The following is a 23,266-nucleotide window of genomic DNA, read 5'->3' as shown; positions in this document are numbered from 1 at the left end:
CTGTGCTCGACATTGAGCTGTCCATAAACGCGCATTGCCCTCATAGACTGTTCAGTGGGCAATCGACCCTGGCCTGTTCGAGGCTGGCTTCGAACTCGACCAATTGCGAGTGTTGCAGCGATAGAGCCGCGATTCGCTCGCCGATTTCCTGTTTCTTGACAGCGATGACCTGACGGGCCAAATCCCACGGCATTTGCGGCCCTTTATGTCCGGCGAAGATCGCCTGCAACTCCTTGAGTCTGAAACCCAGTTGCTGAGCGCACTTGATGAAGATCAGCAGCTCGACGCTATGCTGGTCATAGACACGGTATTTGCCTAACCGCTGAGCGGCAGGAAGCAGACCGATCGACTCGTAATGGCGGATGCTTTTGATCGTCGTTCCGGAGCGCTGCGCGGCTTGGCCGATGTACATGAAAAGTCCTTTTTTGCCGTGGTGAAGCCCGGGCACATTATCGGCAGACTCAGCGGCTGGCGATAGCCTGGGCTTGCAGCAACCAAGCCTCACGCTGCCCGGCGCTGGCGCCGAGAATCGGGCCAAAGGTGAGCGTTCGATGAGGTTCTATTCCGCAAAAAGCCAGGGTTGTTTTGCGGACCTGATGCAGTCCGGGCATGCGATAGATCCAGCGGTAATACCAGGGCGGCGTGTCCATGGTCACCAACAAGTGCGCACTGCGACCGTGCAGGAGTTTGTCGGGAAAGGCTTTGCCTTCGCGGTACTTGAAAGCGAAACCGGGCAGGAACACCCGATCGAAAAAGCCCTTGAGCAACGCCGGAACTCCACCCCACCAGATCGGATACACCAGTGTCAGATGCTCGGCCCACAGGATATCGGCCTGCGCCTGACGCAAGTCGGCCTCCAGCGGCTGAACCTGCTGATAACCTTCGCGCAGCACTGGATCAAAATCCATGTTGCCGAGAAATAACTGGCGCACCTCATGCCCGGCGCGCAACGCTGACTGTGCGTAACGCTCCGCGAGTGCGGCGCAGAAACTGCTGCTGGAAGGATGACCGAGGATGATCAGAATTCGTTTGCCCATCGTTTCAGTCCTTGAAGATCAAACCCCAAGGATAAAGTCTGCCCCTCAGGGGAGAGTCAAGGCATGCAGCAACGCTTTCGCATAACCGGGAAGCGTCGCAAAGTCCCGCGCACAGAGCAGGAGTTTGCGTTGGGCTCAGGGTTCTTGCAGTGCGAGGCTTCTGAAGGGCAGCGCACCTGGCCAGCGGTCGACGGCGGCCAAGGGCACGATCGCCAGACCGGCACCGCGAGCGACCATGCGCATCACGCCCTCGAAACCGTCGGCGCGGATGCGGATTTGCAGGCGTGAACCGATGTGTAGTGCTTGTTCTTCGAGGTATACGGCCAGGGCGCTGTTAGCGTTAAGTCCTACGTAGTCGTGGTGCAAGGTATCGCTGAAACTCAGCGATTCGGTATCGGCCAGCGGGTGATTGTGGGGCAGGATCAACACCAGCGGGTCATCGCGAAACGGCCGGGTTTGCAAGTCATCGGTGTCCACCGCGTCGGACACGATCCCGAGGTCTGCCGCCCCCTGACGCAACGCATGGGTGATGCGGGCGCTGGGCAGCTCTTGAAGGTCGATGTCGAGGTTCGGATGTTCGCGCAGAAAGTCGGCGAGCAACTCCGGCAGGTATTCGGTGATCGCGGTGGTGTTGCACAGCAACCGCACCTGACCTTTGACGCCCTTGGCGTATTCGGCCAAGTCCTGTTGCATGCGTTCGGCTTGTTGCAGCAGGGCTCGGGCGTGTTTCGCCAGGGCTTTGCCTGCCGGTGTCGGCGTGACACCGCGACGACCGCGGTCCAGGAAGTCGATGCCTAGCGAGGCTTCCATGGCGCGGATTCGTGCGCTCGCGGCTGCCAGGGATAAATGGCTGCGGGCGGCGCCGGCGGTGATGTTGCCCGTGTCGAGGATGTTGAGGTAGAGGCGCAGGTCGGTCAGGTCGAAGTGCATCGGTACAGCCTCAGGAGGTGTGTTGTCTGGACGGACGCCTTCGCGGGCAAGCCTCGCTCCTACAAGGATTGTGGCGTCCGGATCAGCACCGCAAACCCTGTAGGAGCGAGGCTTGCCCGCGAAGGCGTCAGTTGCATCGATACATTCTTAAGCCTCTGCCAAAACAAGAGGCAGTCTCCAGTATATGGCAGATTTTCAATCGGCCAATCCAGGCTCACGATAGCCCCATGAATACTCTCGCCGCGTTCTATCAAAACCTCGGTCTGGCCCTTTCCTTGCTGGTGATCGCCACTTTTCTACTGGCCGGCATGATCAAAGGCGTGATCGGCCTCGGATTACCCAGCATCGCCATGGGCCTGCTCGGTCTGGCTATGGCGCCGTCGCAGGCTGCGGCGCTGTTGATCATTCCCGCAACCCTCACCAATGTCTGGCAACTGGCATTCGGTGGGCATTTGCTCGGCTTGATCAAACGGTTGTGGCCAATGCTCCTGGCGATCTTCATCGGCACCGGGGCGGGCACGGTATGGATCGGCATGGCTGGAGGTCATTGGGGGGTGCGGGCGTTGGGAGGGGCGCTGTTGCTTTACGCGCTGAGCGGTTTATTCCTGCCGACCTTGCGCGTCGAAGGTCGAACCGAGTGCTGGCTCGGTCCGCTGTGCGGCGTGCTGACGGGCGTCATCACTTCCGCCACCGGTGTCTTCGTGATTCCGGCTGTGCCTTATCTGCAAGCCTTGGGTTTGAGCAAGGATGAACTGGTGCAGGCGCAGGGCCTGTCGTTCACCGTCTCGACCCTCGCCCTGGCCGCCGGCCTGTTGTGGCGCGGCGCCCTCGGCGGTGGCGAGTTAAGTGCGTCGTTACTGGTGTTGATCCCGGCAGTGCTCGGGATGTTGCTTGGCCAATGGTTGCGCCAGCGGATCAGCGCTGTGCTGTTCAAGCGGGTGTTCTTCATCGGCCTCGGCGTGCTCGGCGGTCACTTGCTGATCAGCGGGTAGAGGAAGACGGACTCAGCTTCTCGATGGCGCGGATATCAAAGTCCTGCTCCAGGTATTCCATGCTCATGTCACGGAACTGCTGCATGTGCGGCAGGTTCGAGTGCACGTCGAGGTGGGCCTGGGACTGCCAGATCTCGTGGAAGATAAACAATGTCGGGTCCTGTTTGTCGCGCAGCATGTGGTACTCGATGCAGTCGGGCTCGGCGCGACTGGCTTCTACATAGCCGCTGAAAAACGCTTCGAAGGCGTCGGATTTTTCCGGGCGGGTCTTGGCGTGCAAGATGAAGCCTTGCATTTCACTCATCAGAAATCTCCTCAAGTTCAGAATCGGCGCAAGTGTATGGCAACAATCGCCTATCGATTCGTGCGTATTGGTCAAATGAATTGTGCGAATTCAACGCTTATTCCGCGCGAGGCAGGTCGTTACTCTGCCGCCATCGAATTCGAACCTTCCGAGATTTCTCATGAAAAAAGTCCTGTTGCTCAATGGCGGCAAAAAGTTCGCCCACTCCGATGGCCGCTATAACACCACCCTGCATGAGGCCGCGTTGAGCGTGCTGGACCGTGGCGGTGTCGACGTGAAAGCCACTTTCATCGACGAGGGGTACGATGTCGCCGAAGAAGTCGCCAAATTCCTCTGGGCCGACGTGATCATTTATCAAATGCCCGGCTGGTGGATGGGCGCGCCGTGGACCGTGAAGAAGTACATCGACGAAGTCTTCACCGAAGGCCACGGCAGCCTCTATGCCAGTGATGGTCGCACCCGTTCCGACGCCTCGCAAAAGTACGGCAGCGGTGGATTGGTGCACGGCAAGCAATACATGTTGTCGTTGACCTGGAACGCGCCGCAGCAAGCCTTCGACGACCCGACCGACTTCTTCGAAGGCAAGGGCGTGGACGCGGTGTACTTCCCGTTTCACAAGGCCAACGAATTCCTCGGCATGACCGGCTTGCCGACCTTCCTGGCCGTCGATGTGATGAAGCGTCCGAATATCGAGGGTGATGTGGCGCGTTATGAACAGCACCTGACCGAGGTGTTCGGCCTCAAGGCGTGAGCTCGGTTACTATCGATACCTGAAGCCAGAACCTGTAGGAGCCAGGCTTGCCGGCGAAGGCTTTTTAGCGGACGCCTTCGCCGGCAAGCCTGGCTCCTACAAGGCCGGCGCTGAATTGATCGATGAGGGGCATCCGTGAAAGCCAGATCCGATGAGTTGCAGATTTTCGTCTGCGTGATTGAGTGCGGGTCGATCTCCGCAGCGGCCGAACAGGTCGGGCAGACGCCTTCGGCGGTCAGCCGTACGTTGTCGCGGCTGGAGGCGAAACTCGATACCACGCTAATCAACCGCACCACGCGGCGCATGGACCTGACGGAGGAGGGCAAGTATTTCTTCGAACACGCCAAGTTGATTCTCGATCAGTTGGACGAACTCGAAGAACGCCTGACCTCACGCCAGCAAACCCCGTCCGGGCGTCTGCGGATCAACGCCGCTTCGCCGTTCATGCTGCACGCCATCGTGCCGTACATCGATGAGTTCCGCGGCCTCTACCCGGACATCCAGCTCGAACTCAACAGCAACGACCTGATCATCGACCTGCTCGAACAAAGCACCGACATCGCCATCCGCATCGGCACACTGGCGGACTCGACGTTGCACGCGCGCTCGCTGGGTTGCAGCCCGCTGCACATCGTCGCCAGCCCGGCGTACCTTGAGCAACACGGCACGCCGGCGGCTGTTGCGGACCTGACCGGGCATGCGTTGTTGGGCTTTACCCAGAACGAAGGCCTCAACCAGTGGCCGCTGCGGCATGTGCACGGTGATCGTTGGCCGATTCAGGCGTCGATCAGCGCTTCCAGCGGCGAGACGATCCGGCACCTGGCGCTGGAAGGCCAAGGCATCGCCTGTCTGTCGCACTTCATGACGATCGACGACATTCGTGCGGGGCGATTGCAGGTGCTGCTGGCGGATTTCAACAGCGGCTATCGCCAGCCGATCAACGCGGTGTACTACCGAAACTCGCAACTTGCCCTACGGATTCAGTGCTTCCTGGACTTCATCCAGGGCAAATTGGCGGCTTATGCGAATGCGGACTTCAAAGGCTGATTCGTGATCCTTGCGCAAGAGTGATTTGGGTAAGTGGGTCTGTTTCGTCACGGGACGGTCCTCGATACTCAATGCATCACTTATTCACGCAGGGAGTTTCTCCATGAACGTATTCGTTACTGGCGCCGCTGGTTTCATCGGCGGCTCCATCGCCACCGGTCTCGTCCGGGCGGGCCACAAGGTCACCGGTCTGGTGCGCAACGCCGACCAAGCCACTTAACTGAGCGCCCTGGGCATCACCCCGGTAATCGGCACTCTTGACGACAGCGCACTATTGGCCGAACAGGCCCGCGCTGCCGATGCCGTGATCAACGCCGCCAGCAGCGACCATCGTGGCGCGGTGGAAGCCTTGCTCAATGCCTTGCGCGGCGCCAACAAAGTCTTCCTGCACACCAGCGGTTCGAGCATCGTCGGCGATGCGTCGGGCGGCAAATCCAGCGACGTCATCTATTTCGAAGATAACCTGCCGGAGCCGACCGTCGACAAGGCTGCTCGCGTGGCCATCGACAACCTGATCCTCGCAGCGGCGAAAGACGGCGTGAATTCGGGCGTCATCTGCAACACCCTGATTTACGGCCACAGCCTGGGCGTCAATCGCGACAGCGTGCAGCTGCCGCGTTTGCTGAAACAGGCGCGTAAAAGCGGCGTGGTGCGGCATGTTGGTACGGGTCAGAACATCTGGTCCAACGTCCACATCGAAGACGTGGTTTCCCTCTATTTGTTGGCGCTGAGCAAAAACGTACCGGGCACGTTCTACTTCGTCGAAAGCGGTGAAGCGTCGTTCATCGACATGACCACTGCCATGGCTGAAGCCCTGAAACTCGGTAATGCGCAAGACTGGCCGTTGAAAGAGGCCGAAGCCGAATGGGGTTATGAAATGGCCAACTATGGTTTGGGGTCCAACAGCCGGGTGCGCGGCAAGCATGCGCGTGAGTTGCTGGGCTGGGTGCCGAAGCGGACGTCGGTGGTCGAATGGATTCGTGACGAGATGGTTTGAGTCCACCTTAAACCGCGTCATCGTTCTTCGCGGGCAAGCCTCGCTCCTACGGGGTTTTGTGTCGTTCACGGAATTAGCGAGCGACGCAAAACCTGTAGGAGCGAGGCTTGCCCGCGAATGCGTTTCCTAAGTGCCAACAACTGGCCGGGCTGCCCTCAATTCCGTAACATCCGCTCCCTCTTTCCCTGCTGTGTCCGGTCCCCCATGAAACCAAAACGTCTGCGCGCCGATGTCCTGGCCGGACTCACCACGTCTTTCGCCCTGCTACCCGAATGCATTGCCTTCGCGCTGGTGGCTCACCTCAATCCGCTGATGGGGCTTTACGGCGCTTTCATCATTTGCACCCTGACCGCGCTGTACGGCGGCCGGCCGGGGATGGTGTCAGGTGCGGCCGGTTCGATGGCGGTGGTGATCGTCGCGCTGGTGGTGCAGCACGGTGTTCAGTATCTGCTCGCGACCGTGTTGCTCGGTGGCCTGATCATGCTGGCGTTTGGGCTGCTGAAGCTGGGCAAACTGGTGCGCATGGTGCCGCATCCGGTGATGCTCGGCTTCGTCAACGGCCTGGCGATCATCATTGCGCTGGCGCAACTTGAACACTTCAAGAATGGTGAAACCTGGCTCAGCGGCATGCCGTTGTACCTGATGACCGGGTTGGTGGTGCTGACGATGGCGATCGTTTACCTGCTGCCGCGCCTGACGCGTGCCGTGCCGCCGGCGCTAGTGGCGATCCTGAGTGTCGGGCTGGCGGTTTACCTGCTCGGTCTGCCAACGCGCACCTTGGGCGACATGGCTCACATCGCTGGCGGCTTGCCGACGTTTGCGCTGCCAGACATTCCGTGGAGTCTGGACACCCTGCGCATCATCGCGCCCTACGCGATATTGATGGCGCTGGTCGGGCTGCTGGAAACTTTGCTGACCCTGAACCTCACCGACGAGATCACCGAGAGTCGTGGCTTCCCGGATCGGGAGTGCGTAGCGTTGGGCGCGGCCAACATGGTCTCGGGTGTGTTTGGCGGGATGGGTGGCTGCGCGATGATCGGCCAGACCGTCATCAACCTCAGTTCCGGTGGTCGTGGACGGTTGTCCGGTGTGGTGGCCGGGGGGCTGATTCTGCTATTCATTCTGTTTTTGTCGCCGCTGATCGAGCGCATTCCGTTGGCCGCACTGGTCGGGGTGATGTTTGTGGTGTCGCAACAGACGTTCGCTTGGGCTTCGTTACGGGTGGTGAACAAGGTGCCGCTGAACGATGTATTGGTGATCGTTGCGGTCACGGTCATCACGGTGTTCACCGATCTGGCCACCGCCGTGCTGTGCGGGATCATCATTGCGGCGCTCAACTTCGCCTGGCAGCAGGCCCGCGAGCTGTACGCCGACGCTCATATCGAAGCCGATGGCAGCAAGCTCTATCACCTGCATGGCACGCTGTTCTTCGCCTCGACTACGCCTTTTCTCAATCAATTTGATCCTGCCAACGATCCGCCTGTCGTGACCATCGACTGCCGCCACCTGAGCTTCGTCGACTATTCGGCCATCGCCGCGCTCAAGACGCTGCGTGAGCGCTACGCCAAGGCCGGCAAGCATTTGCGCGTGCTGCACTTGTCCGAGCGCTGCAAGAAACTGCTCAAGCGTGCACGTGTGAATCACGACTGAGATCAACGCAGGCGCGATGTAAATCCGCCTGCCTGATTTTCATATCTACCGACCTCGCATACCCCTGTGCGACATCCCTTATCCCTCTACGAAAATAACTTTCACCTCGTTTGAGTTTCACCTCTCGAAATGTTTTAAGAGTTTCACAAAACTTTCGACGTGACCCTTTCGAGGAGTACCGCATGACCCTGTCCTTCGGCTATTGGCTGCTGGTGTATGCCGCCATCGCCATTATTGCGCTGATCGTTCTGATCGCCCGCTACCGACTCAATCCCTTCATCGTGATCACCCTGGTGTCCATCGGCCTCGCGCTGCTGGCGGGTATGCCGCCGTCTGGGGTGGTCGGCGCGTATGAGGCCGGGGTCGGCAAAACCCTGGGGCACATTGCGCTGGTCGTGGCGCTGGGCACGATGCTCGGCAAGATGATGGCCGAGTCCGGCGGCGCCGAGCAGGTGGCGCGGACCTTGATCGACCGTTTCGGCGAGAAGAACGCGCACTGGGCCATGGTGTGCATCGCCTTCCTGGTCGGGCTGCCGCTGTTCTTCGAGGTCGGTTTTGTATTGTTGGTGCCGATTGCCTTCACCGTGGCGCGCCGCGTTGGCGTGTCGATTCTGATGGTCGGCTTGCCGATGGTCGCCGGTCTGTCGGTGGTGCACGCGCTGGTGCCGCCGCACCCGGCGGCGATGCTGGCGGTGCAGGTGTATCAGGCGTCGGTGGGGCAGACCTTGCTCTACGCGATTCTGATCGGCATTCCGACCGCGATCATCGCCGGCCCGCTGTACGCCAAATTCATCGTGCCGCGCATTCAACTGCCGGCGGAAAACCCGCTGGAGCGGCAGTTCCTCGACCGCGAACCGCGCGACAGCCTGCCGGGGTTCGGTATCACCATGGCGACCATTTTGTTGCCGGTGGTGCTGATGCTGATCGGCGGCTGGGCCAACCTGATCTCCACGCCGGGCAGCGGTTTCAACCAGTTCCTGCTGTTCATCGGCAACTCGGTGATTGCCTTGCTGCTGGCGACCCTGCTGAGTTTCTGGACCCTCGGCATTGCCCAGGGTTTCAACCGCGAATCGATCCTAAAATTCACCAACGAATGCCTGGCACCGACCGCCAGCATCACCTTGCTGGTCGGCGCCGGCGGCGGGTTGAACCGGATTCTGGTCGATGCGGGCGTGACCAACCAGATCGTCAGCCTGGCCGACGAGTTTCACCTGTCGCCGCTGATCATGGGCTGGCTGTTTGCGGCGTTGATGAGGATCGCCACCGGTTCTGCCACCGTGGCGATGACCACGGCGTCAGGGATTGTGGCGCCGGTGGCCATTGGTCTGGGTTATCCACACCCCGAGTTGCTGGTGCTGGCGACCGGTGCCGGGTCGGTTATCTTTTCCCACGTCAACGACGGCGGCTTCTGGTTGATCAAGGAATACTTCAACATGACCGTTGCCCAGACCTTCAAGACTTGGACCGTGCTCGAGACCATCATTTCGGTGGTCGCTTTCGCGCTGACCGTGGGTCTTTCTTACCTGATCTAACCGGAGCCGCCTGCCATGGACATCCTCTATCAGATCCGCGCCCGCCAGGATTCCTTCAGCGCCGGTGAAGGACGCATCGCGCGGCTGATGCTCGACGACGTAGGTTTTGCTTCCGCCGCCAGCCTCGATGAGCTGACGCAGCGAGCTGAAGTCAGCACCGCCACGCTGTCGCGGTTTGCCCGCACGGTGGGCTGTCGCGACCTGCGCGATCTGCGCCTGCAACTGGCCCAGGCCAGCGGCGTCGGCAGCCGTTTCCTCGACCCGGCGGGCACGCCTGACCAGTCGGCGTTTTACGGACAAATCGTCGGTGATATCGAGTCGACCTTGCGCCAGCACTTGTCGGCGTTCGACGAGTCGCGTTTCGCCGATGCGGTGAAACTGCTGGGCAAGGCGCGGATGATTCATGCGTTCGGCATGGGCGGCTGCTCGACCTTGTGCAGCGATGAATTGCAAGTGCGGCTGGTGCGATTCGGCTACCCGATTGCGGCGTGCCACGACCCGGTGATGATGCGCGTCACCGCCGCCAGCCTCGATGCCGAACGCGCCGTGATTGCCTGCTCGCTGACCGGCATCACCCCCGAACTCATCGAAGCCGTCGAGCTGGCGCGCAACTACGGCGCACGGATTATCGCCATCACCCGCGCCGATTCGCCGCTGGCGCAATTGGCGGATGTGCTGCTGCCGCTGCAAGGCGTCGAGACCTCGTTCATCTACAAACCCACCGCGGCGCGCTACGGCATGCTGCTGGCCATCGACGTGCTTGCCACCGAGCTGGCGCTGGCCAATCCTGAAGACAATCAAGAACGTCTGCGGCGGATCAAACTCACCCTCGACGATTACCGCGGCGGCGACGATCACTTGCCGTTGGGAGACTGACATGATGTACGACACGCTGATTCGCAACGCCCTGATCATCGACGGCAGCAACAGCCCGGGTTATCCCGCCGATGTGGCGATTCTGAATGGCCGCATCGAGCGTATCGGCGACCTGCACGATGCCACTGCCAGCGAAGAAATCGACGCCGCCGGCCGCGTGTTGGCGCCTGGTTTTATCGACGTGCACACCCACGACGACACGGTGGTGATCCGCCAGCCGCAGATGTTGCCCAAGCTCAGCCAGGGCGTGACTACGGTGATTGTCGGCAACTGCGGGATCAGCGCGTCACCGGTGAGTTTGCGCGGCGATCCGCCGGACCCGATGAACCTGCTCGGCACCTCGGCAGCCTTTGTTTATCCGACATTCAGCGATTACCGCGCAGCGGTCGAAGCGGCGAACACCACGCTGAACGTTGCCGCACTGGTGGGCCACACCGCGTTGCGCAGCAATCACCTCGACGACCTGTTTCGCACCGCCACGGCGGATGAAATCAGCGCGATGCGCGAGCAATTGCGCGAAAGTCTCGAGGCCGGCGCCCTGGGCTTATCCACCGGTCTGGCCTACGCCAGCGCGTTCTCGGCGTCCACCGATGAAGTGATGCAACTGACTGAAGAACTGGCGGCATTCGGCGCGGTGTACACCACCCATTTGCGCAGCGAATTCGAACCGGTGCTGGAGGCCATGGACGAGGCCTTCCAGATCGGCCGGCATGCGAAATCGCCGGTGATCATTTCCCACCTCAAATGCGCGGGGGCCGGCAACTGGGGGCGTAGTCCGCAATTGCTGGCCTCGCTTGAGGAGGCTGCGAAAACTCATCCGGTGGGCTGCGATTGTTATCCCTACGCGGCGAGTTCTTCGACTCTGGACCTCAAGCAAGTCACCGACGCCCATCGCATCACCATCACCTGGTCGACACCGCACCCGGAGCTGGGCGGTCGCGACCTGATGGACATCGCTGCCGAATGGAATGTGCCACTGCTCGAAGCGGCCCGTCGACTTCAACCGGCCGGTGCGGTGTATTACGGAATGGACGAGGACGATGTACGAAGAATCCTCGCCCATCCGTTGTCGATGGTGGGGTCTGACGGCTTGCCGGAAGACCCGTTCCCGCATCCGCGCTTGTGGGGTGCTTTCCCACGGGTGCTTGGGCATTTCAGTCGTGACGTCGGGCTGTTTGCGCTGCACACCGCCGTACACAAAATGACCGGGCTGTCGGCGGCGCGTTTCGGCTTGAAGCAACGGGGTGAAATTCGTGAAGGACATTGGGCGGATCTGGTGTTGTTCGATCCGCTGACCATTCGCGACGTGGCGGACTTCAATGACCCGCAACGAGCGGCGGAGGGGATTGAGGGGGTGTGGGTCAACGGGGTGTTGAGTTACAGCGAAGGCCAGGCGAACGGCAAACGGGAAGGGCGGTTTCTGGCGCGGGAAGGGGATCTGCGCGCGGGTTTTCAGAGCCTCCACAATCCCCTGTAGGAGCCAGGCTTGCCGGCGAAAGTGATCAGCCAGTCGACAAATCTTTTTGAACTGCTTCGCGTAGTAGCACATTGCAATTAAAGAAAGCCATCGCCAAGCCGAAGCGCTGACATCCAGCCCAACTACAATGGGTGTCTTTTCAGTCAGGGAGCAACCCAATGAGCTTCGGCAAAACCACCCCGATCCTGCGGATTTTCGACGAGACCAAGGCATTGGAGTTCTACGTCGACTTCCTGGGGTTCACCGTCGACTGGCAGCATCGCTTCGAAGCGAATTTCCCGTTGTACCTGCAAGTCTCCCGTGGCGAATGCGTGCTGCACCTGTCCGAACACCATGGTGACAGCACGCCGGGTTCGGCCTTGCGGATCGAGACCGACGAACTTGAGGCGTTTCAGCAGCAACTGCTGGCGAAGGAATATCCGTTTTTCCACCCACAGATTCAGGCCATGCCCTGGGGAAGCCAGGACATGACCATCAGTGATCCGTTCGGGAACCGGTTGGTGTTTACCAACGCGATCTGCATGTAAAGCAACACTGACTTACGGATTGGCGGCGCGCAGGTATTGGGTTCTGGATGACCGCATCGATTGCACATGCGCGGCGTAGTCGGTGGGCTCCAGTCGGCCGGTGGGGATGTTGATGTCCCTCGGGATCAAGGCATTGCAGTTCATGCAGGTGGGGAAATCGGTGGCTTGCCGGGAATTGGAAACGCCCTTGAGTCGTTGAGTCATCACAAAGATGTTTTCCGGCGGGACGCTTGCACTCAACGAGTGATTGAGCAACGCGTTCCTGCTCCGCACTTCCGCATGACGCCCAGGGGTGCCGGACTGAATAGGGAATAAAAGTCCGGAGTGACCTGAATGGTCGCGGATGTCCCTGGCCAGCGCCGGGTGGAGGGTGATGTCATTCTGATTGGCGTAATCGCGTTCAACTTGAGCCATGTAGGTCTCAGGACGGGTGACTTCAAAGATCCCCAGGTCCCCTGGCCCGTTTGTTGAGGGGAAAGGATTGCGAAAGAGGGCGATCCCTGGATAGGGCCTGTCCCCCAGCAGTTCCGGGAAGTTGAAATGCCCCCAGGACGAAAAGCTTCCGTCCGCCGTCGTGACCGCTGCGTGTGCGGTGTACTCATTCAGTTTCTTTTTCGTATAGGCCTTGAACGCTGGGTGAGTGGCTTCGACCCCGTCGATTTCCTTGGGTGTCAGAGGATTCGTCCGATTGGGAAATTGAGCTTTCAGCGCGGTGAGTTTCTCGTCCTTTGCCTCTGCCAGTTGCCTTGGGGCGTCTGTCATCGAAACGGTTTTTTCTGAAAACCGATCGTAGTAGTCCTGCACGATGGGAACGTTGACCAGATCATCGCGCGCCAGCCCCCGCGAATCCGCAAATCGCACCGGGTTGTTCCCCACCATGCAATACAGGTTCAAGCCGTCAGCCGTGCCCGTGGGGTCCGGGCTGATCCATCGTTGCAACCATGGCGCGTAATACCGCTGGCCGTAGTAATACAGCCCGCTGGCATCACGCTCCTTGCCCGAGTAGCGAAGGGTTCTGTATTTTGCTTCCAGCACGTTACGCGCCGCTCTCCACGCCGTGCCGCCAAAGGGGTAATAACCTTCCTCGCTGATCAGGTGGCCTTCGCCATCCAGTTCCATTGTGTTGGAACCCAAGTGATCGTCGAAACTGAAGCGCAACGCGTCATTGGTGATGGCTGACGGTGTTCCCAGGCTCCAGTGCAGGCACCGAACGTTGCAGGTTCCCGCTTGAACTGTGATGACCTCGAGTTTTTCCGACGTGCTTTCCCGGATTTCCAGGCCAGGCAAATACAGGACGTCGCGGCAGTGGGCGAGGGCGTGGGCCTTTTGGGTTTGCCGTTTACGAACTCGCTGGCCGCTGCCGTCGTAGAGGTAACTTTCTGTATCCGCTTGCTGCTCGGCGCGCTCTACCAAGGTCACGCTTTGCAATTGGTTGCGCGCGTTCCACACCAGCGGTTGCCCGGATTGCAGTTTCTGCAGATTGCCGTTGGCATCGAAGCCGGTTGCAAAGTCGGGGGGCGGATCACCTGTTTTCCATGACAACCCACGATTGCTGTCGGGGGCGATGCGCATTTCGCGGGTGTAATTATTACCTTCGCGCTGATGCTGCAGCGTGGTCAGGTTGGCGCGTTCGTCGTAGGTGTAACGCTGAGTGAAATTGAGCAGTCGGTTGCGGTCTGCCGGGCTGGGTAGCCAGGCAGGAAGCGCCGCGCGGATGTTTGCTGCCTGCTCTTCCCGGCCCGTCGCCTTGACCAGTTGATACAGGCTGTCGTAGGCATAAGTGCTTACCGGCCTTACGCGTTGATTGGCGTTGTGCTGCTCGGGTTTGCTGTGGTCTTCGACATTCAATACGTTGCCGACCGCGTCGTAGGCGTAATGCAGTTTCTGAAGCACGTGGGTGTTTGTGCGCGAAATGCACCGCTGGATCATGCGGCCGTTTTCAGGCGCATACATCGCCGTGCTGGTGATCTTGCCGCCCAGGATCTGTGATTCGATCTGACCTTGCGCGCTATAGCTGACTTGATCGAGCAGCAGCTTCTGTTGCGTCGTGCCGCTGAGTTGCAGGGTGACTTTGTGCAACTGGCCGGCAACATCAAACCAGAAGCGTTGTGTATGCCCTTTGGCGTCTATTTGCTCGAGGACTTCGCCGGTCGGAGCGTAGCGCCAGGTAGTGGTATGGCCGGTACCGCTTTCGAGCAAAACCGTGCGCTCATCAAGATCTTCCGGCCAGTGCGGGGCGTGTTGATCTTTCAGTAGATGGCGCGTTTGGCTGAGCAGTTTTCCCGTCAGGTCATACCCGGAAAAAAGCACGCTGCCAGCCGGATCATCGTGGCGAATCAACCGTCCACACCGGTTGGTTTTCGCATCGTCGGTTGAGTTGGCTGCGTAGGTAAAGCGCTCGATGGCCTGACGGGATTGCTGTGTGGATTCTTTGTGGATGGCCAGTGGACGCAGCTGGTTGTCATAGTCGGTCTGCCAATGGCTACCGCGCGAGTCCCAGTTGTCCAGCGCCTGGCCGGCTTCGCCAAGAAGCGTCAGACGCCAGCCGGCATCGATGCTGTCGATCAGAAACGTGGCCCCCGACAGGCTGCTGACTTGCCTTGAGTCTGCGGTGGTCAAGCCAACCGGGGTTGCGGGCGAGTAGTGCTCAATGATCTGTCCGCTGATGTCATGCCGGTAACGCGTGATACGGGCTTCTGGCGTCTTGATCGATTCGTTGCACAAGTAACGGACTTCGCGTAGCGCAAGACCACGGCCGTCGATGACGTTCAGGGTCGGAGTGTGGCGATGAACATTGACGCTCATTGCGCACCTCCTTGCGCTGGCAGCTCGGGCTGGGTGTCGTTTTCGTCTTCGGTGATGGAGTACCAGGGATGCCAGGTATGACGACGTTCATCACCCTTGGCATTGATGACGCGAATGAGTCGGCCCATGGGGTCATGGAAATATCGATCGCAAAGGCCTGATGTGCGCAGGGACTCATCATTGATGTAGCGGTGTCGGTCACTGAAGTACGGCCGATATTTACGAGTCACCAGGCCCTTGTTGTCGTATTCAATGCGCTCGCTGACACGCCAGCGAACGCTGACTTCGTGTTCTTGCGGGTTACCGTTTTTCCACGTCAATGTGCCGTCATCGTTGACCGCTAACGCTGTTCCTCGGCCGGCGTTGTGTTTGCTTTGCAACGGTCGGCCAAAGCCATCCCAGCACTCGACTCCGATGCGAATTTCTTTGCTTTGGGAATCGTTGAGGTATCGATCTGCCTGCAACGTAGCGCAGTGAACCGGTTCGCGCTGCACGCTTTGGATCTTCGTCTGGAGTGCTTGTTCGTAAGGGGTTTTATTGATGTCCCTGCGGGCCAGACGCGTACGGGCGCCTGCGCGGATGTACCCACCGGGCAGCAGATCGCCTTTGGCAATTGCCCCTTTGCACCATTCTTGGTCCTGCGGTGTTGCGGCCTCAATGCGCCCCATCCAGCTGAACGCATCGTAGAAGTAAGCGCTCGCGACTTGCTGTAACGCCTGTTGCGGGTTTTCGACAGCGAGGTCAGGCCGACCGTGATAGCGACGAATATAGGTGGAAAGTGGCGCGAACCCGATTTTTCCATCGGTGCTGCTTTTGAAATGGGTGATGGCGTGAACATGTCCGAATGCATCGTACGACGATTCCTGGACAACGCTATTGGAGTCGGTGAGCCGAGTGGGTTGGAGTATTCGGTAGTCGATGTTGGACGCTGTGGTCGTGCAGTTGTCCGGCAGCTTGATGTCGGTGGTCAGGCAGAAATAAGGGGTATGGGTGAAGGTGGTTTGCCCCTGTTGCGGGCTCTGTTTAAAACTCGACGGTTTGAAAAAACCATCCAGTTTGTTATACGTGACGAAGTGTCGGCGTACCGACCAAAGTTTGTCCCGCTTATCCCACTCAGCATCGCCCGGTAAGGCGATGGGCATTTTTTTGTAGCCAGCGTGTTCGAGGCGTCGGATCAAATCAAAAGACGGAGCCTGCGATTTGAGTACGTCGTAAACCTTCAACGCCAACTCATTAAGCTCGGCTGTTTCCGTGTGATCGACCAACGCCTCGACACTGGCCTGCCCATCCGCAAAGGGTCCACTGGCATCAGGTTTTCCATAACGCTGTAAAGACAGACCGGTCATGACCTGTCGCGCTCTCCATGCAGCTGAAGCGCCCAGGATCAGCAGCGCCTCATGGTTGATGCCTGAAGGCGCCAGGCCTTCGGCCAGCGGTGCTTTTGGCAGTTTCAGAGCATTCGTACGTCGCAGATAAGGCAGGCCAAGCCGCCTGTTCTGCACGGTGCTGATGTGAATGAATTGGGCTTTATGTTCGGTCACGTAATAGAACTGCTGGGCTTCGTCATGGGCGTCGGCCCACCATTTTTTCTCCCAGGAATCGGTAAAGGGACAGGCATCGTCCGCTGTTGTGCGCCGGGCATAGCTGATCTCCAGATGGTGGATCAGGTAACCGTAGGCGTCCCAGTTCAGATTGATCGTGTGGGTGCAGCGCGGATCTTGCGGGAAGCGTTCGTACTGATAGTGAATTGACTCCGCCAGCACCGGGTGCAGGATCGAATAAGGGCTGTGCTTGCCCATGCCCTTGAGTTCGTTGACCTTGTAGCGATGTTGTTGCACCGAATACGGACGCTTTGACTGGTTGCCCTGATTCTGGCCGTAAACCTCTACCCGCAAGAGACGCCCGTTCAGCGCCCGGGCGATTTCACGCCGGCGCGCTCTGGACCAAGTGTTGGCCGGAACATGCCGGTCGCTGCGCGGCGTCCAGCTTTCACCCAGGTTCTGGATGGTTTGTTTGAGAAGCACGGCTTTTTCGTCGCTGTAATCTCGATCATGGATGATCAGATCAACTTCATCGCCGACATGGAACCAGGTTTTGGTCAATGTCGGTACGGTGTGCAGATTGCTTGCTTTATCACCACCCATGTCGGTTTGCACGAGCAGGCCGAAGCCCCGAAATTCGCGTTCGGTGCCGTCGTAAAAACCGCGCCGATACTTGAATTTTTGGATTAGAACATTCCCGGTAGTTTCGTCGAGTCGAGTTTGCTGCTTGACCAGAAACAGCGGAATCGGCAAGCGCGAAATCGCCGTTTTTTTGTTTTTGCGTACCTGTCTTTTTTCGTCCAGCCACTCTTGTGCCGAACTGCGGTAATTGATGCTGCCGCCGGCGCCCATGTTGTTGTTTGTCGAATGCAACAAATAGGGTTTGGTGCTGACGAAATCGCATCGCCAATGCCGCGGCGTTGCCCCCGGTACGCTGAAAACCAGGTTGGAGCAGCCGAGTCCTTGCAGGTCGGTGGCGCTGACCTGGCAGAACCGGTCATAGCTGACACCTGCGGGCCATGGCATGTCGATCGCCGGGCTCAGGCCATTGCCGCATAGATTCATGAAAATCCGTGCGCAGTGGGGTTCCAGATAAATAAGGTCTGCGCTTCCAGAGCCATCCAGGTCGGCCAGCAAAAGACGCGATGAATCGAACTCTTCCAATGAAAGCTCCGGTGTGGCGATCATCCGACCTCTACCGAAGCGTCCCCGACCGAGGTTGGGCCAGCATTTCACTTCGTTGCGGCGGATACGGACCAGATGCTGTTGTCCACTGCCGAGAATGTCGCTGAAGGCCACCAGTTCGCTGGATGAGTTGCCGGGCAGAGGCAGGTCATCCTCATCAGCCCCGCGATCGACTTCGGTTGCGGCGACGAAGCCTGCGCCTTTCTGGTTGGCATACAGGCGAACACTGCGCGGGCCAAGCATGACCAGATCATTGAGCCCGGCGCCCATCAGATTGGCCAGTTGCCCTTGAGGATGGAAGAACTCTGTCGGAACGGCGTCCATCGGGGTGAAGTTCGACCAGGTGCCGTTGGGTTTCAGCGTGAAGAAACCACTGAGCCCCGGTTGCGCCACGATCCAGTCCGGGCGTCCGTTTGCATTGAGGTTACCGAGAAACTGTCGGGTGGGTTTGCGGCTGTCGGCTGACGGGATATGTGGCAGATCGCTCAACGCTTTGTACGTGACATGATCCCCTCCCAAGTCATCGCGCACCGGTTGGCTATACCGCCAACTTTTGTCCGTTCGGTGCAGTACGCCGGGTAGTCCTTCCCCCTGTAGATCGACGAATTGAAAGCGCTGTTGATGATTGAACCCGGACAGCGCCTCGAACGGTTTGAAGCGCTGCACGTCAGGTTCAAGCGAGAAGTCGGTGTAGGTGAATTCGAGGGGGGGATGGAGTTGAGCGGTGTTCTTGTCGTAAGCCTGGTCCAGTGCTGCGCTCAGGCAGCTATAGGAATGGGGGCTGGTTTGATACTCGATCACGCTGCGGCGAACCAGTACCGGCTCAGGGCCCATTGATGTTTCATCGGGGAAGTGATGAAACATCAGAATCTGCCGGCATAAACGCCGGGTTCTCAGCTCGAATCCATAGGAAAAATCCGAGAAGGGATCGCTCCGTAGCGGTGACTCTTTTGTTGCTCGATAAGCAGGTTTTTCATCCAGTGCAGTGCTGCGCTCACCGCAGTCGAAGCACACTTCGAAATGCCAACGTACGTCCTTGAGCCCCCCGACTTTGCCTGAGTACAACTGAGCGTCAGCTTCAAAATTGCCATAGCGTACCCGCCCGAGGTAACGCTGGGCACGGCTGTCGGCAGGGTCCTGCGCCGAGACCGGGTCCGCGTTGTATTCATACACAATATGCTCGCCATGAGGGTTCATGCTCTCTTCAAGCAACCACTCGCCCACGTGCGATAGCGCATCGGGATCCGCACGGCGTGCCGATGGCGTTTTTCCAAACAGATGCTGACTGCCGTCGGCGTTGTGTATCAGCCAGAAGCCCGGTTCGTCTGTTGAACTGGACCAATGCTCGATCAGGTTGAAGGCGGTTTCGATGCGCGGTCGATAGCGCACGACTGTGTGTTCCATCTGCCGTGTGCCGTCGCTGTAAAGCTTTTGGCTGGATTCGATCACGCCGGTGGTCCGGTTCCGCTCAGGCATCAACACCTCGCCGTCGGGGCCGATGAACAAATCATCACGGGTGTAGGACGGAACGCCCAGGTGGGTGCGTCGTGTGACGGTCGGCAGCGACAGTTTCCAACCGAGGCCGAACACCCCGTTGCCTTGAGCACTGCTGTAGCGCAAGGCAAGGGCCGGGGCATATCCGCGACCGGGTGAAATGGGCAGCGGAATCTCGCAGGAAGCGCTCCCGCTGGAGCCGATTGCACCGAGGCCGTTACCGATGCTTTGAATCGCCCCCCCGCCCTTGGGCAAGGCAGGAGGAATGACAGGGAGGGCGGCGTGTTCGCTCATTGCGCACCACCATTTGCCCTGGCGGTGTACTGCACGTGCACGATGATATCGGTCAGGGATTCGAGCACGCTTTTCTGAGCCGCATGATTGGGGAATGACAACTGCCATTTCGATACCGCTCCGGTGTATTCGAAGGGCAGGTAGCGTTCGTCCTGAAAGCTCAAGGTGAACAGACCGCTGTCGTCGATGCCTGTGGACAGGGCAATTTGCTGATTGGCGCGCAGACTTTTCATGACGATCTTGTCGGCGCCGGGCAGGGCGACCTCGCTGCCGGTCTGGGTCAGCGTGGCACGGATATCTTCATAGGGACCGAGGATGGCCGGCAGTGAAATACTGATGCTCTTGATCCGGCGCAGGCAATGCCCCGGGTAGTCGTTATCAAACAGGGCCTGCGTCAATTCAAACTCGTAAGAGCCCGTATCCAGCAGGATGGCCCTCATTCCTTTGATGAGCGTGTTGTCAGCTGCTAGCGCACCGTTCCAGGGTTTGTTGATGGATGGCGTGATATTTTCCTTTAGGTGGAGTTTGCTCAACGACACGGTCTTGCGGATTTCCAGTTCGCGCTCGTTGCCCAGCAGCCAGGCATTCTTCATCTTCATCAAGCCCAGCTTCATGCGCTCGCCAGGGCCGAGTCCGCGGTAGGTGCTGTTCCAGGTCTGGTTCTGGAAGAACGGTTGAGTGGTGGTGTCGGCCGTCTCGTATCGCCAGCTCCGTTCGGTGAACTGGCACAGGGAGAGCGTCGAGTCATACACCTGGTAGTAGAAGCTGGAGAGCTGATGGGTGAACCACTGGTAAAGCTGTGAGTTGGTGAAGCGCTGGCTGAGAAAGTCGTAAGAGGCCCGGGCTTGAGCCAGCGACGTTTGAGTCTGTTGTAACAACAGTCGTGAAGCGATCTCTCGTTCAGCCTCCAGTGCAAGCTGTGCATCAATCTGGGCGATTTCGAGCTTTGCCTGATCGCGAGCGAGGGTCCAATCCTGATGGCGGCGTCGATACTGCGCGGCACGCTCGAGGGCTTCGCCCGCGCCATAGGCGGCGGTTGCCACCCCTTGCGCCATGGCCATCATGGCAAGGGGGCCGCCCTCCAGACGAGCCCCGCCGTCCGCCAGGCCAAAAATGTTGGGAACCACTTTCAGGCTTTGACCGCCGGCATGAGCCGCATGGGCGCCTGCTTCAGCGATACGCCCCTCCAGATGGAACGCGGCGGCCGTCACTTCTTCCAGATTGACGACCTCGTTGACCCGCTGACTGTAGTAATCACGGCGGCTTTCGACGATGGCTTTACTGGCCAGTAACGCTTCGCGGTTTTTATGATCGATCTTCAGGGCCTGGGTCTGCAGGTCCACCGCAACGGTGGCGATATCCCATATGTGCTGTTGCTGAAGTTCCTGATAGCTGGCCTGCTCGCTGCGCTCGATAAACGACATGAGCGTTTCGCCGAACTGAATCACCGTGTCTATCGCACTCATGGCATGGGCATGCAGGGCACTGAAACGGTAAGGCGGGATCTCTGTGCCCAGTCGCTGGGCCAGACCGGGCTCCGCAGCGCGAGAAGGGTTGGCGCCGTGCTGTTTGTTTGAAGCGGCTGGAGTCGCGAACAACGCAAGCCTCAAGGGGCGACCCACAATGTCGAGGTTATGTCGCAGGTTATGCAGGCGGCTTTCGAGCTTTTCCCAGCGGGGGAACAACACGGGGTTGAAGGGCAAGCGCGAATGCGGCGCGTCAATCGCATGGGCAGAATGTGAATGGACGTAAGGGCGAACACACACTTGAGGGGTCTGCTCTGGGGCGACGGTTGTCGATAGGTGTTTGCCTGCTTCTCCCAAGGCTTTTTCAAACTCACGCAGTTTTGTATTGGGCTCCTCGCTGAACGCTCTCAATTTGATCGTTGTCCATAGATCGGTTTGCCTGACATCCGGTCGCGGGCCCAACAGGTCCTGTGCGCGCAGGTACCAGAGCTTCGCGTCGGTCAGGCTGTCGGGAGACAACTGGCGGTAAGCGGTGTCGCCACGGTTGAGCAGAATATCGAGGTAGAGCATGTACAGGGCTTTGCGAAAGTGCACGGGATGGCTCAGTGCAATCTGGTGCGGATCCTGTGGTCCCTGGAGGGCGTAGCTGGGTTGGCCGGGCTTGGGCGTGCCGGTCATCAGAGGCACTGCGTTCCAGTAGTCAGGGTTGCTGCCACTGACTGCTTTTCGGGCGGGATTGAACAGGTACTGCAACCAGCGTTCGGCTTCGCCGTATTGACGCTCCTGGTTAAAGCGGTGTGCCACCAGCCAGGGCAGGTAGAGAAACAACTCGACGAAGTAGCGACCGTAGGCGTCGTAAAAGTCCAGTTGCTCGGGCGGTTTTCCGCTTTCGAAAGGAGGCTCTTGCAGGTGCTGAGAGGACCAGCTCAGCAAGGTGTCCATGCTGTCTTCTGCGCGCTCGATCAGGTGTCGGGCGAAGGTGATGTTCATTCGGATGGGATGGCGAGGCAGGGAAGTCTGAACTTCGCTGTTTTTGATTCCAGACTTTGAGAAATCGATGAATTCTGTTGTACCTAATGCGTTGTCCAGATGGAATTCAATACTGGGAGCTGTCGGCGAACCTGATAGATAACTGAATTGAAGCATTTTCGCCTTGGAGTAAGGCCAGCACCCAAGAAGCCTGAGAAGGGTGTTGTCTTTCTCGCTGTCCAATTCACTGCGTGGAATTACTTTTGACTCAATCAAGGCATCTTTATCGATCATGGCCCACATGCAGAAATCAACAAAGGGAAGACTCACATCTTCACGTTCAAACTCACCAAGATGTAAAGCAATGCAGAGAGACGAAGACGATTGATCGCAGGTGGTTATGGTTCGTGTGTATTCCCTGAGTTTCTTCAGGTTCATACCTCCAATTGTTCCGTCCGAACAATAACCTTGAACACAGGTCTGCGGCGTACTCCAGCTCCCGTCGTATTTCTTGAAACACAGGTTCAGACGAAACAACGGATAGGTTTTGCCCTTGTTTTCTTCTCTGCTCGCCTGATCCTGAAACACGCATTCCGCCCAGATCACATACAAGCGATTGTTGAACATGACCGGGCGAATGGTGTGTTCAAGGGTGCTGTCGGAAACCGGTAGATTGATGCGGTGCCAGTCGGACCATGCTTGCGGTTCCGGCGCATCATATTTGGCAGTCCGGGAGCCGGCCACGAAGGGGCGACAGGCCATGTCCAGCGAGCGCCAATACCACGTATTGGCCGCACGGGATTTGGCAATGAAGTAGTAAGTGCTGTTGGCGAAATCGCTGCCGTCGATGTAACCGTTGACGATTTGCAGGTTGGCTACTTCCTCCAGTCTGTTCAGATAGGCCAGCACAGCAGTTTGCGCGGATTCGGCCGTGAGCTGGTTGCGGTTGAGGTCGTTTTCCAGTTGCTCGAAGCTTGCGGTGCGGGTCTTGCGCAGAGTCGGATCAAGGTAAGCCGCCGGGAAATAGTACAGGCGCTGATTGGTGGCCCAGGCCTGATAGTGATGCAGGACAGTGCGCCAGGTGTCGACCTGGTCGGTTGGAATCTGCGCGGTGTGATAACCCGGCTCCATGTTGGCCAGAATGCTATTGATGTATTGCTGAAGACTGGCAATCGCGCAGGCTACCGGGCTGGTCGGCACGTCTTGGCTGACCAGCACGTCAAGCAGCCAATAGTGGTAAAGATCATCAGCCGTCTTGAGGTGCTCTGCGATCTTCAAGGCTTGCGGCGTCTTGTCTTGCGGCGCTATCGCAGACAGATAGAGCCCGAGCTGCGCATCACGCAGGCTTTCGTTAAGTTGTTTTTCAATAGCAACAGACATGTTCATTCCTTG

The 23,266-nt window shown here is 58.8% G+C and carries 14 protein-coding genes and 2 pseudogenes; 9 read left to right on the top strand and 7 right to left on the bottom strand.

Features of this window, described 5'->3' with window-relative positions:
- Nucleotides 1-40: 40 nt before the first annotated feature.
- From EYC95_RS13820 to EYC95_RS13810, 3 genes and pseudogenes are all read right to left on the bottom strand, one after another.
- Nucleotides 41-412: a MerR family transcriptional regulator gene (locus tag EYC95_RS13820; RefSeq protein WP_131060848.1), complete on the bottom strand. Its 372-nt coding sequence runs from the start codon at nucleotides 410-412 to the stop codon at nucleotides 41-43.
- Between the two features lie 49 nt (nucleotides 413-461).
- On the bottom strand, nucleotides 462-1,037 hold the full coding sequence (locus tag EYC95_RS13815) for an NAD(P)H-dependent oxidoreductase (RefSeq protein WP_131060847.1): 576 nt from the start codon (nucleotides 1,035-1,037) through the stop codon (nucleotides 462-464).
- Between the two features lie 45 nt (nucleotides 1,038-1,082).
- A pseudogene (locus tag EYC95_RS13810) lies at nucleotides 1,083-1,967 on the bottom strand (LysR substrate-binding domain-containing protein).
- Nucleotides 1,968-2,194: 227 nt separating this feature from the next.
- Between EYC95_RS13810 and EYC95_RS13805 the strand changes: the two are divergent.
- The gene (locus tag EYC95_RS13805) at nucleotides 2,195-2,959 is read left to right on the top strand and encodes a sulfite exporter TauE/SafE family protein (protein WP_131060846.1); all 765 of its coding nucleotides are present in this window, start codon (nucleotides 2,195-2,197) and stop codon (nucleotides 2,957-2,959) included.
- On the opposite strand, the gene EYC95_RS13800 is transcribed toward EYC95_RS13805, so the two are convergent.
- Nucleotides 2,949-3,263 (bottom strand): putative quinol monooxygenase, encoded by a 315-nt coding sequence (locus EYC95_RS13800; RefSeq protein WP_131060845.1) that lies wholly within the window; start codon nucleotides 3,261-3,263, stop codon nucleotides 2,949-2,951. The genes EYC95_RS13805 and EYC95_RS13800 overlap by 11 nt on opposite strands.
- A gap of 160 nt (nucleotides 3,264-3,423) precedes the next feature.
- On the opposite strand from EYC95_RS13800, the gene EYC95_RS13795 reads away from it, so the two are divergent.
- The 8 genes and pseudogenes from EYC95_RS13795 (at nucleotide 3,424) to EYC95_RS13760 (ending at nucleotide 12,120) form a co-directional block, all read left to right on the top strand.
- Nucleotides 3,424-4,014 carry an NAD(P)H-dependent oxidoreductase gene (locus EYC95_RS13795; RefSeq protein WP_131060844.1) on the top strand — a complete coding sequence of 197 codons (591 nt, stop codon included), beginning with the start codon at nucleotides 3,424-3,426 and terminating at the stop codon, nucleotides 4,012-4,014.
- Nucleotides 4,015-4,149: 135 nt separating this feature from the next.
- On the top strand, nucleotides 4,150-5,061 hold the full coding sequence (locus tag EYC95_RS13790; protein WP_131060843.1) for a LysR family transcriptional regulator: 912 nt from the start codon (nucleotides 4,150-4,152) through the stop codon (nucleotides 5,059-5,061).
- Nucleotides 5,062-5,164: 103 nt separating this feature from the next.
- A pseudogene (locus EYC95_RS13785) lies at nucleotides 5,165-6,058 on the top strand (NAD-dependent epimerase/dehydratase family protein).
- A gap of 204 nt (nucleotides 6,059-6,262) precedes the next feature.
- Nucleotides 6,263-7,708: a SulP family inorganic anion transporter gene (locus tag EYC95_RS13780; protein WP_131060842.1), complete on the top strand. Its 1,446-nt coding sequence runs from the start codon at nucleotides 6,263-6,265 to the stop codon at nucleotides 7,706-7,708.
- A 182-nt stretch (nucleotides 7,709-7,890) separates the two neighbouring features.
- Complete coding sequence (locus EYC95_RS13775; protein ID WP_131060841.1) at nucleotides 7,891-9,240, top strand: gluconate:H+ symporter; 1,350 nt, start codon at nucleotides 7,891-7,893, stop codon at nucleotides 9,238-9,240.
- Nucleotides 9,241-9,255: 15 nt separating this feature from the next.
- Nucleotides 9,256-10,116, top strand: coding sequence for a MurR/RpiR family transcriptional regulator (locus EYC95_RS13770; protein ID WP_131060840.1), 861 nt, complete (start codon nucleotides 9,256-9,258; stop codon nucleotides 10,114-10,116).
- Nucleotide 10,117: 1 nt separating this feature from the next.
- Nucleotides 10,118-11,593 carry an amidohydrolase family protein gene (locus tag EYC95_RS13765; protein ID WP_131060839.1) on the top strand — a complete coding sequence of 492 codons (1,476 nt, stop codon included), beginning with the start codon at nucleotides 10,118-10,120 and terminating at the stop codon, nucleotides 11,591-11,593.
- Between the two features lie 158 nt (nucleotides 11,594-11,751).
- Nucleotides 11,752-12,120 (top strand): glyoxalase superfamily protein, encoded by a 369-nt coding sequence (locus EYC95_RS13760; RefSeq protein ID WP_131060838.1) that lies wholly within the window; start codon nucleotides 11,752-11,754, stop codon nucleotides 12,118-12,120.
- Between the two features lie 12 nt (nucleotides 12,121-12,132).
- On the opposite strand, the gene EYC95_RS13755 is transcribed toward EYC95_RS13760, so the two are convergent.
- From EYC95_RS13755 to EYC95_RS13745, 3 genes are read right to left on the bottom strand one after another with little or no spacing between them, the layout of a single operon-like run.
- The gene (locus tag EYC95_RS13755) at nucleotides 12,133-14,925 is read right to left on the bottom strand and encodes an RHS repeat-associated core domain-containing protein (RefSeq protein ID WP_131060837.1); all 2,793 of its coding nucleotides are present in this window, start codon (nucleotides 14,923-14,925) and stop codon (nucleotides 12,133-12,135) included.
- A complete protein-coding gene (locus EYC95_RS13750; RefSeq protein WP_131060836.1) occupies nucleotides 14,922-19,439 on the bottom strand; it encodes a SpvB/TcaC N-terminal domain-containing protein in 4,518 nt (1,505 codons plus the stop codon). Before EYC95_RS13750 ends, EYC95_RS13755 begins: the two co-directional genes overlap by 4 nt.
- A complete protein-coding gene (locus EYC95_RS13745; RefSeq protein ID WP_131060854.1) occupies nucleotides 19,436-23,254 on the bottom strand; it encodes a neuraminidase-like domain-containing protein in 3,819 nt (1,272 codons plus the stop codon). The genes EYC95_RS13750 and EYC95_RS13745 overlap by 4 nt, the downstream gene beginning before the upstream one ends.
- Between the last annotated feature and the right edge of the window lie 12 nt (nucleotides 23,255-23,266).

It is taken from the genome of Pseudomonas sp. BGI-2, from assembly GCF_004310295.1.
Taxonomy (GTDB): domain Bacteria; phylum Pseudomonadota; class Gammaproteobacteria; order Pseudomonadales; family Pseudomonadaceae; genus Aquipseudomonas.
This window is presented reverse-complemented; position numbering and strand designations above follow the sequence as displayed.

Excerpts from the sequence above, each read along its gene's own strand:
- EYC95_RS13750 (WP_131060836.1), bottom strand. The coding sequence starts at position 19,439 with ATGAGCGAACACGCCGCCCTCCCTGTCATTCCTCCTGCCTTGCCCAAG.
- EYC95_RS13755 (WP_131060837.1), bottom strand. The coding sequence starts at position 14,925 with ATGAGCGTCAATGTTCATCGCCACACTCCGACCCTGAACGTCATCGAC.
- EYC95_RS13770 (WP_131060840.1), top strand. The coding sequence starts at position 9,256 with ATGGACATCCTCTATCAGATCCGCGCCCGCCAGGATTCCTTCAGCGCC.
- EYC95_RS13820 (WP_131060848.1), bottom strand. The coding sequence starts at position 412 with ATGTACATCGGCCAAGCCGCGCAGCGCTCCGGAACGACGATCAAAAGC.
- EYC95_RS13795 (WP_131060844.1), top strand. The coding sequence starts at position 3,424 with ATGAAAAAAGTCCTGTTGCTCAATGGCGGCAAAAAGTTCGCCCACTCC.
- EYC95_RS13800 (WP_131060845.1), bottom strand. The coding sequence starts at position 3,263 with ATGAGTGAAATGCAAGGCTTCATCTTGCACGCCAAGACCCGCCCGGAA.
- EYC95_RS13805 (WP_131060846.1), top strand. The coding sequence starts at position 2,195 with ATGAATACTCTCGCCGCGTTCTATCAAAACCTCGGTCTGGCCCTTTCC.
- EYC95_RS13775 (WP_131060841.1), top strand. The coding sequence starts at position 7,891 with ATGACCCTGTCCTTCGGCTATTGGCTGCTGGTGTATGCCGCCATCGCC.
- EYC95_RS13745 (WP_131060854.1), bottom strand. The coding sequence starts at position 23,254 with ATGTCTGTTGCTATTGAAAAACAACTTAACGAAAGCCTGCGTGATGCG.
- EYC95_RS13780 (WP_131060842.1), top strand. The coding sequence starts at position 6,263 with ATGAAACCAAAACGTCTGCGCGCCGATGTCCTGGCCGGACTCACCACG.
- EYC95_RS13760 (WP_131060838.1), top strand. The coding sequence starts at position 11,752 with ATGAGCTTCGGCAAAACCACCCCGATCCTGCGGATTTTCGACGAGACC.
- EYC95_RS13765 (WP_131060839.1), top strand. The coding sequence starts at position 10,118 with ATGATGTACGACACGCTGATTCGCAACGCCCTGATCATCGACGGCAGC.
- EYC95_RS13815 (WP_131060847.1), bottom strand. The coding sequence starts at position 1,037 with ATGGGCAAACGAATTCTGATCATCCTCGGTCATCCTTCCAGCAGCAGT.